Below are 15,073 nucleotides of genomic sequence, written 5' to 3'. Positions count from 1 at the left end.
TGGTTTTGCGTTCGCCTGGGACTCAGGCGTGTTTCTTACGAATCCAGTACAGGTAAGTACCGGCCTCTTCGTGCTGGCTCACCAGTTCATGGTCGAGAAACACGCAGAATTTGGGGATATCGCGTTTGGTCGAGGGATCGGTGGCGATCACCTTGAGCAGGCCGCCGGGCGCCAGGTCACGGATGTGCTGGTGCAGCATCATCACCGGTTCCGGGCAATTGAGGCCGCTGGCGTCGAGGGTACCGTCGACCGGGGTATCGATCATTTCACTCATGATTCACTCCTGAAACTGGCCGGCATTGTCGCGCATTGCCAGGTATTCGGTCATCTGTGGCGTTACGCCACACCCTGTGTAGGAGCTGCCGAAGGCTGCGATCTTTGCTTTTTAAGATCAAAAGATCGCAGCCTGCGGCAGCTCCTACAGGGGTTTTGCGGTGTATCAGCGGGATTTGGCTTTCTTGATGTCATGCCGACGCAAGTGGCAGGTCACTTCTTCGCGGTCGTGATACAGCTGTTTGCAGCCGATATCGACCTTGATCCCGCGTGCCTTGAAACCATCAGCAATGCGTTCGAGCAAACGCTTCACTTCGGCATAACGTTGCTTCATCGGCAACTTCAGGTTGACCACCGCCTCTCGGCAATGCCCCTCGCCGATCCATTCTTCGAGCATCGCGGCGTTACGCGCCGGCTTCTCGACGATGTCGCAGACCATCCAGTCCACCGGCTGCTTGGGCTTGAAAGTAAAACCGTCGGCCATCAAATGCTGCACCAAGCCAGTGTCCATCAGGCTTTCAGCCATCGGGCCATTGTCGATGGCGGTCACCAGCATGCCGCGGTTGACCAGTTGCCAGGTCCAGCCACCCGGCGCGGCGCCGAGGTCAACGCCGGTCATGTCACTGTGCAGACGATCTTCCCACTGATCACGCGGAATGAAATGGTGCCACGCTTCTTCCAGCTTCAGCGTCGAACGGCTCGGCGCCTCACGCGGGAACTTCAGGCGTGGAATGCCCATCGGCCACATCGCCGAGTTGCCGGCATCGGCCATACCCAGAAACACTTCACGACCGCTCTTGAAGGTCAGCAGCAGACGCGGCTTGCTGGCGTCTTCCACCAGTTTGCCGGCGCCGGTCAGAGCCTTGCGCAGCGGGCCTTCGAATTTCTTGCAGAAGTTCGACAGCTCTTTGCCGTCATTGGTATCAACGACTTCCAGCCACAGGCTGCCGCACACCGGGAATTCGGCCATGTGCGCGAGGATCACGCTGATGCGATCAGTTTCCGGCAGATCGATGAAAACCCCGCGCGCCCATTGGCGCGGGAAGATCAGCTCGGCGAAACGCTGGCCGCGCATCAGGCGTTCGGCACCGTCTTCTTCGGTGCAGACAAATTCGGCGCAGGCGGTGGCCGCTTTGGCCTTGGCGTAGCCGGCCACGTTGAGTTGCGCGGCGAGGTCGGAAATCTCCGAACAGACTTCGCCTTCGAAGCCTGGCCGGCAATGCATGAATAGGGTGTTCATTCTTACTCCTGGGCAGCGGGCGCTCATTCGGCCACTGCGCGATGTCCAGACCTTGCGTTGCAGCAAAGCCTGTCACGAAAACCGGCGCATGATAGCCGATGTCGGAACCTTGGTTCCGCTCATAGAGTCCAGTTATTAGCCAGCTAATGAAAACAGGGCTACGTTGATAGCTCTGCCCGTCCCCTCAATCCGTAGCCGTGCGGATTCAAAGGAGTGATCGTAATGCCGTCCCTCGATAGTCTGAAGACCCTTAAAACACTGCAAATCGACGACAAGACCTACCACTATTTCAGCTTGCCGGATGCCGCCAAAAGCCTGGGCGATCTCGACAAGTTACCGATGTCACTGAAAGTCCTGCTGGAAAACCTGCTGCGCTGGGAAGATGAAAAAACCGTCACCAGCGCCGACCTCAAGGCCATTGCTGCGTGGCTCAAGGAGCGTCGCTCCGATCGTGAAATCCAGTACCGCCCTGCCCGAGTATTGATGCAAGACTTTACCGGCGTACCCGCCGTGGTTGATCTCGCCGCCATGCGTGCGGCGATGGCCAAGGCTGGTGGCGATCCGCAGCGAATCAACCCGTTATCGCCGGTGGACCTGGTGATCGACCACTCGGTGATGGTCGACAAGTTCGCCACCGCCAATGCGTTCGAGCAGAACGTCGACATCGAAATGCAGCGCAACGGCGAACGTTACGCCTTCCTCCGTTGGGGCCAGAGCGCCTTCGACAATTTCAGCGTGGTGCCACCGGGCACCGGGATCTGCCACCAGGTCAACCTCGAATACCTCGGGCGCACCGTGTGGACCAAGGATGAGGACGGCCGCACCTATGCGTTCCCCGACACGCTGGTCGGCACCGATTCGCACACAACGATGATCAACGGCCTCGGCGTACTCGGCTGGGGCGTCGGCGGGATCGAGGCAGAAGCGGCGATGCTCGGGCAACCGGTGTCGATGCTGATCCCGGAAGTGATCGGCTTCAAACTGACCGGCAAACTCAAGGAAGGCATCACCGCCACCGACCTGGTGCTGACCGTCACGCAGATGCTGCGCAAGAAAGGCGTAGTGGGCAAATTCGTCGAGTTCTACGGTGACGGCCTCGCTGATCTGCCACTGGCCGACCGTGCGACCATCGCCAACATGGCCCCGGAATATGGCGCGACGTGCGGCTTCTTCCCGGTTGATGACGTGACGCTGGAATACTTGCGCCTGTCCGGCCGGCCACCGGAAGTGGTGAAACTGGTCGAGGCGTACACCAAAGCGCAAGGATTATGGCGCCTGCCCGGTCAGGAGCCGGTGTTCACCGATAGCCTCGCACTGGACATGGGCAGCGTCGAAGCGAGTCTGGCCGGACCGAAACGCCCGCAGGATCGCGTGTCGCTGCCGAATGTGCCGCAAGCCTTCAGCGACTTCATCGATCTGCAATTCAAACCCACCAGTAAAGAAGAAGGACGTCTGGAAAGCGAGGGCGGTGGTGGGGTCGCGGTGGGCAATGCCGATCTGGTCGGCGAAGCCGAATACGAGTACGAAGGCCACACTTATCGCCTGAAAAACGGCGCAGTCGTCATCGCCGCGATCACCTCTTGCACCAACACCTCCAACCCGAGCGTGATGATGGCCGCCGGGCTGCTGGCGAAAAAAGCGGTGGAAAAAGGCCTGACCCGCAAACCTTGGGTGAAGAGTTCGCTGGCACCGGGCTCGAAAGTGGTCACCGACTACTACAAGGCTGCGGGGCTGACGCAATACCTCGACCAGCTCGGGTTTTCACTGGTCGGCTACGGCTGCACCACGTGTATCGGCAACTCCGGGCCGCTGCCCGAGCCGATCGAGAAAGCCATCCAGAAAGCCGACCTCACCGTCGCTTCGGTGCTCTCCGGCAACCGCAACTTCGAAGGCCGCGTGCATCCGCTGGTGAAAACCAACTGGCTGGCCTCGCCGCCACTGGTGGTCGCCTATGCCTTGGCCGGCAGCGTGCGCAGCGACATCAGCAGCGAACCGTTGGGCGAAGATCAGCAAGGCAATCCGGTGTACCTGCGCGACATCTGGCCTTCGAGTAAAGAGATCGCTGATGCGGTGAATCAGGTCAGCACGGCAATGTTCCACAAGGAATACGCCGAAGTGTTTGCCGGTGATGAACAATGGCAGGCCATCGAGGTGCCGCAAGCGGCGACTTACGTGTGGCAGGACGATTCGACCTACATCCAGCATCCACCGTTCTTCGACGATATTTCCGGGCCGCTGCCGGAAATCAAGGATGTCAAAGGTGCGCGGGTGTTGGCCCTGCTCGGCGATTCGGTGACCACCGACCACATCTCCCCTGCCGGCAACATCAAGGCTGACAGCCCGGCCGGGCATTATCTACGCGAAAAAGGCGTGGAGCCACGGGACTTCAACTCTTACGGCTCACGTCGCGGCAATCATGAAGTGATGATGCGCGGCACCTTCGCCAATATCCGTATCCGCAATGAAATGCTCGGTGGTGAAGAAGGTGGCAACACGATCTACATGCCGACCGGGGAGAAACTGGCGATCTATGATGCGGCGATGAAGTACCAGGCTTCGGGCACGCCGCTGGTGGTGATTGCCGGGCAAGAATACGGCACCGGTTCCAGCCGTGACTGGGCGGCCAAGGGCACCAATCTGCTGGGCGTGAAAGCGGTGATCGCGGAAAGCTTCGAGCGGATTCACCGCTCCAATCTGGTGGGCATGGGTGTGCTGCCGCTGCAGTTCAAGCTTGATCAGAACCGCAAGAGCCTTAACCTCACCGGCAAGGAAACCTTTGAGATTCTGGGGCTGACCGGCGTCGAGTTGACTCCGCGGATGAATTTGCCGCTGGTGATTACTCGTGAGGATGGCAAGCAGGAGAAAATCGAAGTGTTGTGCCGCATCGATACGTTGAATGAGGTGGAGTACTTCAAGTCGGGCGGGATTTTGCATTACGTCCTGCGCCAGTTGATCGCCTCATAACGCACAAACCAATGTAGGAGCTGCCGCAGGCTGCGATCTTTTGACTTTGGCTTTTTAAAGCAAGATCAAAAGATCGCAGCCTGCGGCAGCTCCTACATGCAGACGAAAAAAAACCCGCCGAAGCGGGTTTTTCCCAAGACCATTATCGACTCCCTGTCGGCAGCGATCCTTGCAAATGGTCGATCATCCCTGATCCTGAAACACTCCCTGTGTCTCAGTTGATGTGTGTAGATTACGCAGTGGATCCAATCGGCAATAGTCGTAAAAGCTACCAGTGCGTGTAAGACATTCGCCATAGCAACCCTTCCGAAAACCCTTAGCCGTGTCAGGCATCGAGCATGGAAGCGGCGATCTGTGCGACTTTCAGCTGCCCTGAGGCTTGCTCCAGCGCGTCATCCTCCAAAAACCACGCAGCCGACAAACCGGCGAACGCCAGCACCCACTGCAGCAGCCTGCGGCGATCAAGCCCGGCAGCCTCGACAATCACATCCAGCTGTCGGCGAAAACGCGCGGGATCCGTGGCCGTCGGCAAATCCGGGTTACACATCAGGTTGGCGTAGTCAAAACCACGCTCGCCCCTGACCCGTTTCGGATCGATTGCCAACCAGCCACGCGATTCGAAATCCAGAACATTGTCGTGATGCATGTCGCCGTGCAGCACCACCATGTCCTGTGGATCGGCGAGGAGGGTTTCGGCGGCTTGCAGGCTCAGGCTGTAGAGACCGTCATGTTGGGCAGCAGCAACTCGCAGCGAAGCAAACCATGGCCCCAACTCCACCAGCGGCGGCGGTGGTGTTACGCGCAGTGCATGCAATCGTGCCAGCGCCGAACACAGAATCCGGCTCGCCTCGTCATCTTCGCCATTCACTGCCATGTGCATCAGCGAGCGTCGGCCCATGGCGCGTTCCATCAGCAGGCCATCTTCGTGATGCGCCAACACCCGCGCGGCACCGTCACCGCCCCACCAGGTCATCAGCTGATTGCCGTGCTTCTCATCGATATCCAGCGCAACCTTGAGCATGGCCGGCCTGTCTTTCACGCGTACCGGCAGCAGACGGCTGCCGGGCGTGATGATCGGCGCGCCGTCCGGCACCAGTGCCCAGCGTTTCAGCCAAGGTTCGAAAATGTCAGCCACCGTCACGTTCGCGGGCCTTGGCGCTCTCGGCAAGAAACTGTTCGAGCCGGCTCAACTGCTCCTCCCAGCCACGGCTGTCCATGAAATAGGCCTCTTTCTGGCGAACGTCGGGAATATGCGCGAAACCTGACTCGGAAACCTTGAGCAGTGTGCCGTCCTCGTAATCCTGTAGCTCGAACTTGACCAGCGTGGTCGGCTCTTGGGAATAGTCAATCTTCGGATTGACCGCATACGGATGCCAGCGGAACGAAAACAGTTGCTGCGGCTCGACCCGCTCGATCAACACGTTCCACAACACATGTTCATAACCCGGATACGTGACCTGCCCTTGCGTCCATTCACCAGCAATAAACCGCCTGCCCTCCAGCGCCACACCAAACCACTGGCCAAACGCCTCGGCATCGACCAATGCACGCCAGACATGCGAACGCGACGCCTTGAGCGTGATTTTGCGTTCGAAACTATTGGGTACTGGTTTCATACGTCACCTCCTGTTCTGAACACTAGGCCTCTATGACCACATGTCCAATGTGAAGTTGTATCAGAGCGGTGCAGTCATTCATCAGCAAGGAAACATCAAGCTGCAGTTTTCTAACCGGTACTGTGATGGATCCAGGCACCCTTCGCCCAACGAAACTGTTACCTTTTCCAACGAATTTGAATCAACAAGGACGAATCATGCCGCCATCCCTCGCCGAACGTTACCGCGGTGCCCTGCTTGGTCTGGCATGCGGCGACGCTGTCGGTACTACGGTTGAGTTCAAACCACGGGGATCATTCCAACCGTTGACCGATATGGTCGGCGGTGGCCCGTTCCACCTCAAGCCAGGGCAGTGGACCGATGACACCTCGATGGCCCTGTGTCTGGCAGAAAGCCTGCTGAACAAGAATGGCTTCAATGCTGCCGATCAGATGGGCCGCTACCTCAACTGGTGGCAATGGGGCTATCTCAGCTCGACCGGTGAATGTTTCGATATCGGCATGACCGTCAGTCAGGCGCTGGCGCAATATCAGCAAACCGCTGATCCCTTCGCCGGCTCGACCGACCCGTACAGTGCCGGCAACGGATCACTGATGCGTCTGGCTCCGGTGGTGCTGTTCTACTTTCCCGACGCCCGGCAAATCCAGAGCTTTGCCGCCGACAGTTCGCGAACCACCCACGCAGCACCAGAAGCCATCGAAAGTTGCCAATTGTTGGCCGGGTTGATTGCCAGAGCGCTTGAAGGCGCGAGCAAAGCAGAACTGCGGCAGTTGCCTTTCGCCAGCTTCTCGCAACCCAAGGTCGCCGCCATTGCGCGTGGCGATTTCCTCGCTCTGTCCGAGGCAGACATCAAAGGCAGTGGCTACAGCGTGCAGTCGCTGGAAGCAGCGTTGTGGTGCTTTCACCACACGGACAGCTTCAAAGCGGCCATTTTGCGGGCGGCCAACCTGGGCGATGACGCCGATACCACCGCCGCGATTACCGGACAGTTGGCCGGCGCCTATTACGGCGTGCGTGGGATTCCTGAACACTGGCTGGAAAAGCTGCACGACGTTGAAGAGATTGCGGCGACCGCCGACCGTTTGCTTGCGGCTTCCCGAATGCGCCCGCCGGAATAAGCGCAACGCAGCCGCTACACTGCTCGGCACTTACTTCGATACAGCGAGATTTGACCATGTCCCCACGCCTGCTTCTGGCCCTCACGCCCCTCCTGTTCACCCCCCTCGCCCATGCCGCCGTCGACTGCGCCAATGCCAGCGACCAGGCGACAATGAATCAGTGCGCCGGGCAGGACTTCAAAGCGGCGGACAAGGAGTTGAACGCGGTGTACCAGCAGATCACCGGGCGTTTGAAGGACAACCCGGATGGCAAGAAGCTATTGGTCAGTGCACAGCGGGCGTGGCTCGGGTTTCGGGATGCCGAGTGCAAGTTTTCATCGTCCGGGGTAACTGGCGGGAGCGTTTATCCGTGGGTCTACAGCAGTTGTCTGACCGGGGTGACCAAGGTGCGGGTTGAGGCGCTGAAACAGTATCTGAAGTGTGAAGAAGGTGACATGAGCTGCCCGGTGCCTGGGGCCTGATTTTTTGCCACGGTTTTGAGGAATCCTTCGCGAGCAGGCTCTCACATTGGAACGCATTTCAAATGTGGGTCAACGCCCGTTCAACGCGTTGCGCGTGATCATGTTCTGCTCAGGCCGATACGAATCGGCCCTGTGCACACTCGCGCACACAACAGGTGCACCACTGCGCAAGCTTTCCTCCAGCACATGCCGTAGCCGCAACAAACCCTCCCGTTGCATCGTCAGGTTGGCCTCGATCTGGCGTATCTCATCCATACGGATATCGATTTGCTCGATGGTCAGCGATTTCGAACAACTGCCATCCTGCAAGAAAAGACCGCGTATGGTGTCGAGAGAAAATCCCAGCCGCTGGGCATCGCGCACCAGAATCAATCGCGCGACAGCCGCCTCGCCATAGTGACCCTGCCCCCGCCATCAATATCAGCGGCCACCGAGTGGATCGCGCCCCTCCTCTGCTCTCGACTTGTTTCGAATTCGAGAGCCTATCGACATTGAAATCCCCGCAAAACGATTGATCTGAGGTTCAGTCTTTCGCCCCTGCATCCGATGCCAGCGATGCCCTTCACAAAAAAAGAACAATTTATTATTGCCATTCGATAATTTAACATCGAGAATTAGTCATTCCCAATGACACCGCAAGGATTTTTCATGAGTACTCGTAACAACGGATTGGCACTGCAGCGCATGCATTGGGTCGGACTACTGGCAGCGATTCTTGTCTGGGTTTTGGGGGTGACCGAGGTCGGTGGCAACGCTTCGATCTGGTTCTTCAAAACGGATGAAATGCTCGCGGCGCTGCTCTACGCCTTCGCCGAAAACTCGCCGCAATTACTTGACCCGTTTGTCGAAGGTGCCCTGCTTGCCCCCGACACATGGCTCTCGCCAATGGTCACTGCGCTGCTCGTCGTTCTGGATTTCCTGCCCGTCCTGCTTTCGACCTACGTGCTTTGGCTGACCGGGTTGTTTTTCCTGCGCTTGTCCCGCGGCGAAACCTGGACCGAGCGCAATATCAAGGTGTTATGGCGAGTAGGGATTTTGTGCATCATTTCACCGGCCGCCTACCCGCTGGTAGAGACCCTGCAAGGTTTGGCCCTGTCTATTGATCTGCCGCCAGGGGATCGTATTTTTCAGTTCTCGGTCGGCCTGTCTTCCACTTCTGCCTACGAGATTGTCAAAGGCGTATTGCTCTGTTTGTTTTCAATTATCATGCGCGATGCAAAAGTACTCAGCGATGAGCAAAGCCAATACATATAGAACAATACAATGACCATTATCGTCCGCCTTGACGTTGTCATGGCCACGCAAAAAATTCGCTCGAAAGAGTTGGCCAGCCTGCTGGGCATCACCGAGGCCAACCTGTCATTACTGAAAAATGGCAAGGTCAAGGGCGTGAAAATGGCCACCCTGGACAAGCTCTGCGCAGCACTCGATTGCCAGCCCGGCGATTTGCTGGAATACCAGAAAGACTGAACCTTGCGCATCCGCGCGAGTTAATTGTCGTCAGTCCACAGCGTTTTACTCTTATTCAATCCTTAGTTTGTAAGGCGACTTTGTCATGACCCGGTTTTTATTCTGCGCGCTGTTTTTCCTGACAGCGTTGATCAGCGGCTGCGCCACGCAAATGGACGTAGCGATAAATGCCACACCTGATCCGGATTATCATTTTGATCGAAAGGCGACTGTACTGGTGACGTCTGCGACTGGCAGCGATGAAAACGCGCTGAATGCCCGTTACTATCTTCGCGACATGGTTAATGCGTTGAAAGACAGGGGCTTCCAAGAGGTTTATACCGACGCCAGTCTGCCGAAGAACCATGCGCCGATAAAAATGACCGTCAGCCTCGATGTCGGCAGCCGACAGGTGACTTACCGATATACCGCCACCGAGTACGGGCAAGTGCCGAACAGCACCTCTACCGTGTGCAAGACCAGCAAGAAAAAGGACGATCGGCTGACGTGCACGAGTAAACCGAACACGACCTATGGTCCGATAGGTACCTCGGAGCGCACCGGTTACACCACGCTCAGCACCTTCGTTGCCACTGCACGCGATGAAGTCAGTAAGCGCCCGGTCTACCTGCTTCGCGCTTCGTCCTATAACGAAGACTGCCAATCCTCCAAGGTCGAAGACTTTCTAGTGGAGCAAGGCCTGCAGAACCTCAACTTCGAGGACCGTGTTCAGCGCAACTACACCGTCACGATGCCCGAGGGTTATCGCTGCAAATAGGCTTTGCAGGGCAACTCACAGCCTCGGCTCAACCAGCATGAGCCGAGGCTGCGAACCGTTAGACGTGCGGGTCTCCAGGCGCTTTGGTCGGCGCCGCGTATTGCGGCTTGAGATGACCGTCCTGATCCAGCAGCCAGGCATCCATGATCTGCCGCACCACAGGGCCGGCGACACGACCACCAGCCTCACCGTTCTCGATCATCACCGAGATCGCAATCTTCGGATGCTCAGCCGGCGCAAAGCCAACGAACAAGGCGTTATCGCGGTGGCGCTCGAGGGTTTTCTCGCGGTTGTAGCGTTCGCCTTGCTTGATCGCCACCACCTGCGCCGTACCACTCTTGCCAGCGATACGGTATTGCGCACCGGCCGCGGCCGCACGAGCAATGCCTCGGGCATCGTGCATCACCATCTGCATGCCGTGGTTGACCTGTTCCCAATCTCGCGGATCCTTGAGCAGGATGTTCGGCATCGGATGCTCATCGACCGGGGCAACGCCATCGACGGTTTTGGCCAGGTGCGGCCGGTTCCATACACCTTTGTTGGCGATCAATGCCGTGGCCTGAGCCAGTTGCAGTGGCGTGACTTGCATGTAGCCCTGGCCGATGCCGAGGATGACCGTTTCGCCCGGGTACCAGGCTTGCCGGCGAGTCGCGCGTTTCCACGCTTGCGATGGCATCAGGCCGGGCGACTCTTCGAACATGTCCAGCGAGACTTTCTCGCCGAGGCCGAACATCGCCATGTAATCGTGCAGACGATCAATACCGAGCTTGTGGGCCAGGTCATAGAAGTAGGTGTCGTTGGAACGCATGATCGCCGCGTCCATGTCCACCCAGCCGTCGCCGCTGTGGTTCCAGTTGCGGTACTTGTGATCAAAGTCCGGGAGCTGGTAATAACCGGGGTCGAAGACGCGGGTTTGCGGCGTCACCACACCGGCATCGAGGCCAGCGATGGCCACTTCTGGCTTGATGGTCGATCCCGGCGCGTAGAGTCCGCGCAGTACACGGTTGAACAGCGGCCGGTCGATCGAGTCCCGCAGTGCCGAGTATTCCTTGGAGCTGATACCGGTGACGAACAAATTCGGGTCGAAGCTCGGATTGCTGACCATGGCCAACACTTCACCGGTCGACGGATCGAGCGCTACCACTGAACCACGACGATCACCCAGCGCGGCTTCGGCGGCTTCCTGCAGCTTGATATCAAGGCTCAGGACGATGTTCTGGCCGGGGACCGGGTCGGTGTGTTTGAGCACTCGGAGTACGCGTCCTTGGGCGTTGGTTTCCACCTCTTCGTAACCAACGTGGCCGTGTAGCTGGGCTTCATAGAAACGTTCGATGCCGGTTTTGCCAATCGATTGGGTACCGCGGTACTCCACCGAGTCGAGGGTTTTGGATTCTTTTTCGTTGATCCGGCCGACGTAACCGATCGAGTGGGCGAAGTGCGCGCCGAGCGGGTAATGGCGAACGAACTGCGGCTCGACGTCCAGGCCCGGAAGGCGGAACTCGTTGACGGCCAGTACGGCAATTTGCTCTTCCGTCAGCTCATAGAACAGCGTCACCGGTGTAAACGGGTGACGGGACTGCTTCATGGCTTTATCGAAGACTGTGCGATCTTCTGCAGGCAGGTGCAGAAGGTTGATGACCTCGTCCAGTTCTTGATTGACGTCGGTGGCGCGTTCGCGGGTGATGGTCAGGTTGAAACTGGGACGGTTATCCGCGAGCAGCACACCATTGCGGTCGTAGATCAAGCCGCGTGTCGGCGGGATCGGCAAGACGTGGACGCGATTGTTTTCAGAGATGGTCGAGTGGTAGTCGAATTCCACCACTTGCAGGATGTACAGGCGCACGACCAGGGCGCAGCTGACGGCGAAGACGAACATGGCGCAGGCGATCAACCGTTTGTTGACCAGACGCGTCTCTTTTTCGTGATCCTTGATCGGGATGGGCTCAGGCATTTCTACAGCAACTCTTTGACATAACATAAATGAGTGCCGATCCATGGGCATGACATCAGTCCGTTAAAAAACGAGCTGCACCATACCAAAAACTGCCCGCTCACTCAGAAGGAATTTCCCCAATGGCATCTCTTGCGCCGGTTGGGGGCAGGTCAATGCGCTGTAAGAACTTTCCTGCGGGCAAAACAAAACCCCAACTGCTTTCGCAATTGGGGTTTCGGAATTTAATCTTGACGATGACCTACTCTCACATGGGGAAACCCCACACTACCATCGGCGATGCATCGTTTCACTGCTGAGTTCGGGATGGGATCAGGTGGTTCCAACGCTCTATGGTCGTCAAGAAATTCGGGTACCGAATCGTGGCCATGTGGCCTCGCTTCAGCAAATTGGGTATGTGACAGCTTTCGGTGTTTTGTGCTGCTTTTTTAAGTGCAGTCGAACTTTCGGTTCGTTTCGTCTTCACACACCGCAATCTGGTCTCTTCGACGCAAATTGCTTGGGTGTTATATGGTCAAGCCTCACGGGCAATTAGTATTGGTTAGCTCAACGCCTCACAGCGCTTACACACCCAACCTATCAACGTCGTAGTCTTCGACGGCCCTTCAGGGAACTCAAGGTTCCAGTGAGATCTCATCTTGAGGCAAGTTTCCCGCTTAGATGCTTTCAGCGGTTATCTTTCCCGAACATAGCTACCCGGCAATGCCACTGGCGTGACAACCGGAACACCAGAGGTTCGTCCACTCCGGTCCTCTCGTACTAGGAGCAGCCCCTCTCAAATCTCAAACGTCCACGGCAGATAGGGACCGAACTGTCTCACGACGTTCTAAACCCAGCTCGCGTACCACTTTAAATGGCGAACAGCCATACCCTTGGGACCGGCTTCAGCCCCAGGATGTGATGAGCCGACATCGAGGTGCCAAACACCGCCGTCGATATGAACTCTTGGGCGGTATCAGCCTGTTATCCCCGGAGTACCTTTTATCCGTTGAGCGATGGCCCTTCCATACAGAACCACCGGATCACTAAGACCTACTTTCGTACCTGCTCGACGTGTCTGTCTCGCAGTCAAGCGCGCTTTTGCCTTTATACTCTACGACCGATTTCCGACCGGTCTGAGCGCACCTTCGTACTCCTCCGTTACTCTTTAGGAGGAGACCGCCCCAGTCAAACTACCCACCATACACTGTCCTCGATCCGGATAACGGACCTGAGTTAGAACCTCAAAGTTGCCAGGGTGGTATTTCAAGGATGGCTCCACGCGAACTGGCGTCCACGCTTCAAAGCCTCCCACCTATCCTACACAAGCAAATTCAAAGTCCAGTGCAAAGCTATAGTAAAGGTTCACGGGGTCTTTCCGTCTAGCCGCGGATACACTGCATCTTCACAGCGATTTCAATTTCACTGAGTCTCGGGTGGAGACAGCGCCGCCATCGTTACGCCATTCGTGCAGGTCGGAACTTACCCGACAAGGAATTTCGCTACCTTAGGACCGTTATAGTTACGGCCGCCGTTTACCGGGGCTTCGATCAAGAGCTTCGCGTTAGCTAACCCCATCAATTAACCTTCCGGCACCGGGCAGGCGTCACACCCTATACGTCCACTTTCGTGTTTGCAGAGTGCTGTGTTTTTAATAAACAGTCGCAGCGGCCTGGTATCTTCGACCGGCATGAGCTTACGGAGCAAGTCCTTCACCCTCACCGGCGCACCTTCTCCCGAAGTTACGGTGCCATTTTGCCTAGTTCCTTCACCCGAGTTCTCTCAAGCGCCTTGGTATTCTCTACCCAACCACCTGTGTCGGTTTGGGGTACGGTTCCTGGTTACCTGAAGCTTAGAAGCTTTTCTTGGAAGCATGGCATCAACCACTTCGTCACCCAAAGGGTAACTCGTCATCAGCTCTCGGCCTTAAGATCCCGGATTTACCTAAGATCTCAGCCTACCACCTTAAACTTGGACAACCAACGCCAAGCTGGCCTAGCCTTCTCCGTCCCTCCATCGCAATAACCAGAAGTACAGGAATATTAACCTGTTTTCCATCGACTACGCTTTTCAGCCTCGCCTTAGGGACCGACTAACCCTGCGTCGATTAACGTTGCGCAGGAAACCTTGGTCTTTCGGCGTGGGTGTTTTTCACACCCATTGTCGTTACTCATGTCAGCATTCGCACTTCTGATACCTCCAGCAAGCTTCTCAACTCACCTTCACAGGCTTACAGAACGCTCCTCTACCGCATCATCCGAAGATGATACCCGTAGCTTCGGTGTATGGTTTGAGCCCCGTTACATCTTCCGCGCAGGCCGACTCGACTAGTGAGCTATTACGCTTTCTTTAAAGGGTGGCTGCTTCTAAGCCAACCTCCTAGCTGTCTAAGCCTTCCCACATCGTTTCCCACTTAACCATAACTTTGGGACCTTAGCTGACGGTCTGGGTTGTTTCCCTTTTCACGACGGACGTTAGCACCCGCCGTGTGTCTCCCATGCTCGGCACTTGTAGGTATTCGGAGTTTGCATCGGTTTGGTAAGTCGGGATGACCCCCTAGCCGAAACAGTGCTCTACCCCCTACAGTGATACATGAGGCGCTACCTAAATAGCTTTCGAGGAGAACCAGCTATCTCCGAGCTTGATTAGCCTTTCACTCCGATCCACAGGTCATCCGCTAACTTTTCAACGGTAGTCGGTTCGGTCCTCCAGTTAGTGTTACCCAACCTTCAACCTGCCCATGGATAGATCGCCCGGTTTCGGGTCTATTCCCAGCGACTAGACGCCCTATTAAGACTCGCTTTCGCTACGCCTCCCCTATTCGGTTAAGCTCGCCACTGAAAATAAGTCGCTGACCCATTATACAAAAGGTACGCAGTCACAGAACAAAGTCTGCTCCCACTGCTTGTACGCATACGGTTTCAGGATCTATTTCACTCCCCTCTCCGGGGTTCTTTTCGCCTTTCCCTCACGGTACTAGTTCACTATCGGTCAGTCAGTAGTATTTAGCCTTGGAGGATGGTCCCCCCATATTCAGACAAAGTTTCTCGTGCTCCGTCCTACTCGATTTCATGACCAAGAGATTTTCGCGTACAGGGCTATCACCCACTATGGCCGCACTTTCCAGAGCGTTCCGCTAATCTCAAAGCCACTTAAGGGCTAGTCCCCGTTCGCTCGCCACTACTAAGGGAATCTCGGTTGATTTCTTTTCCTCAGGGTACTTAGATGTTTCAGTTCCCCTGGT

The 15,073-nt window shown here is 56.8% G+C and carries 12 protein-coding genes and 2 rRNA genes (1 of these 14 running past the window's edge); 6 read left to right on the top strand and 8 right to left on the bottom strand.

Annotated features, from left to right (window positions below):
• Window positions 1–22: 22 nt before the first annotated feature.
• A complete protein-coding gene (gene tusA / locus ACOYXJ_RS18835) occupies window positions 23–274 on the bottom strand; it encodes a sulfurtransferase TusA (RefSeq protein WP_460370941.1) in 252 nt (83 codons plus the stop codon).
• A 165-nt stretch (window positions 275–439) separates the two neighbouring features.
• Entirely contained in the window at window positions 440–1,513 is a 1,074-nt protein-coding gene (gene rlmM / locus ACOYXJ_RS18830; RefSeq protein WP_116030921.1) for a 23S rRNA (cytidine(2498)-2'-O)-methyltransferase RlmM, read from the bottom strand.
• A 222-nt stretch (window positions 1,514–1,735) separates the two neighbouring features.
• On the opposite strand from rlmM, the gene acnA reads away from it, so the two are divergent.
• A complete protein-coding gene (gene acnA / locus ACOYXJ_RS18825) occupies window positions 1,736–4,477 on the top strand; it encodes an aconitate hydratase AcnA (protein WP_460370939.1) in 2,742 nt (913 codons plus the stop codon).
• 325 nt (window positions 4,478–4,802) lie between these two features.
• Here the strand turns inward: acnA and ACOYXJ_RS18820 are convergent, their stop codons facing one another.
• The gene (locus tag ACOYXJ_RS18820) at window positions 4,803–5,618 is read right to left on the bottom strand and encodes an aminoglycoside phosphotransferase family protein (RefSeq protein WP_460370937.1); all 816 of its coding nucleotides are present in this window, start codon (window positions 5,616–5,618) and stop codon (window positions 4,803–4,805) included.
• A complete protein-coding gene (locus ACOYXJ_RS18815; RefSeq protein WP_095121031.1) occupies window positions 5,605–6,093 on the bottom strand; it encodes an SRPBCC family protein in 489 nt (162 codons plus the stop codon). The genes ACOYXJ_RS18820 and ACOYXJ_RS18815 overlap by 14 nt, the downstream gene beginning before the upstream one ends.
• A 197-nt stretch (window positions 6,094–6,290) precedes the next feature.
• Here ACOYXJ_RS18815 and ACOYXJ_RS18810 point away from each other — a divergent pair, with 197 nt between their 5' ends.
• Both ACOYXJ_RS18810 and ACOYXJ_RS18805 read left to right on the top strand, forming a co-directional pair.
• Window positions 6,291–7,211, top strand: a complete 921-nt coding sequence (locus ACOYXJ_RS18810) for an ADP-ribosylglycohydrolase family protein (protein WP_460370934.1) — start codon at window positions 6,291–6,293, stop codon at window positions 7,209–7,211.
• 56 nt (window positions 7,212–7,267) lie between these two features.
• Complete coding sequence (locus ACOYXJ_RS18805) at window positions 7,268–7,672, top strand: lysozyme inhibitor LprI family protein (RefSeq protein WP_150795847.1); 405 nt, start codon at window positions 7,268–7,270, stop codon at window positions 7,670–7,672.
• A 69-nt stretch (window positions 7,673–7,741) separates the two neighbouring features.
• Here the strand turns inward: ACOYXJ_RS18805 and ACOYXJ_RS18800 are convergent, their stop codons facing one another.
• Window positions 7,742–8,035 carry a MerR family DNA-binding protein gene (locus ACOYXJ_RS18800; RefSeq protein ID WP_460370932.1) on the bottom strand — a complete coding sequence of 98 codons (294 nt, stop codon included), beginning with the start codon at window positions 8,033–8,035 and terminating at the stop codon, window positions 7,742–7,744.
• A gap of 285 nt (window positions 8,036–8,320) precedes the next feature.
• Between ACOYXJ_RS18800 and ACOYXJ_RS18795 the strand changes: the two genes are divergently transcribed.
• From ACOYXJ_RS18795 to ACOYXJ_RS18785, 3 genes are all read left to right on the top strand, one after another.
• Complete coding sequence (locus ACOYXJ_RS18795) at window positions 8,321–8,926, top strand: hypothetical protein (RefSeq protein ID WP_150795846.1); 606 nt, start codon at window positions 8,321–8,323, stop codon at window positions 8,924–8,926.
• Window positions 8,927–8,935: 9 nt separating this feature from the next.
• Window positions 8,936–9,142, top strand: a complete 207-nt coding sequence (locus ACOYXJ_RS18790) for a helix-turn-helix domain-containing protein (protein WP_007910409.1) — start codon at window positions 8,936–8,938, stop codon at window positions 9,140–9,142.
• Window positions 9,143–9,227: 85 nt separating this feature from the next.
• Complete coding sequence (locus ACOYXJ_RS18785; RefSeq protein ID WP_460370929.1) at window positions 9,228–9,899, top strand: hypothetical protein; 672 nt, start codon at window positions 9,228–9,230, stop codon at window positions 9,897–9,899.
• 58 nt (window positions 9,900–9,957) lie between these two features.
• On the opposite strand, the gene mrdA is transcribed toward ACOYXJ_RS18785, so the two are convergent.
• The 3 genes from mrdA to ACOYXJ_RS18770 form a co-directional block, all read right to left on the bottom strand.
• Window positions 9,958–11,850 (bottom strand): penicillin-binding protein 2, encoded by a 1,893-nt coding sequence (gene mrdA, locus ACOYXJ_RS18780; RefSeq protein WP_095121026.1) that lies wholly within the window; start codon window positions 11,848–11,850, stop codon window positions 9,958–9,960.
• A gap of 228 nt (window positions 11,851–12,078) precedes the next feature.
• Window positions 12,079–12,194: ribosomal RNA gene (gene rrf, locus ACOYXJ_RS18775) — 5S ribosomal RNA — on the bottom strand.
• A 166-nt stretch (window positions 12,195–12,360) separates the two neighbouring features.
• A 23S ribosomal RNA gene (locus ACOYXJ_RS18770) occupies window positions 12,361–15,073 on the bottom strand (it continues 181 nt past the right edge of the window).

It is taken from the genome of Pseudomonas sp. Tul2A7, assembly GCF_054790505.1.
Note: the sequence above shows the minus strand (reverse complement) of the source record. Positions and strands in the feature narration are given on the sequence as shown.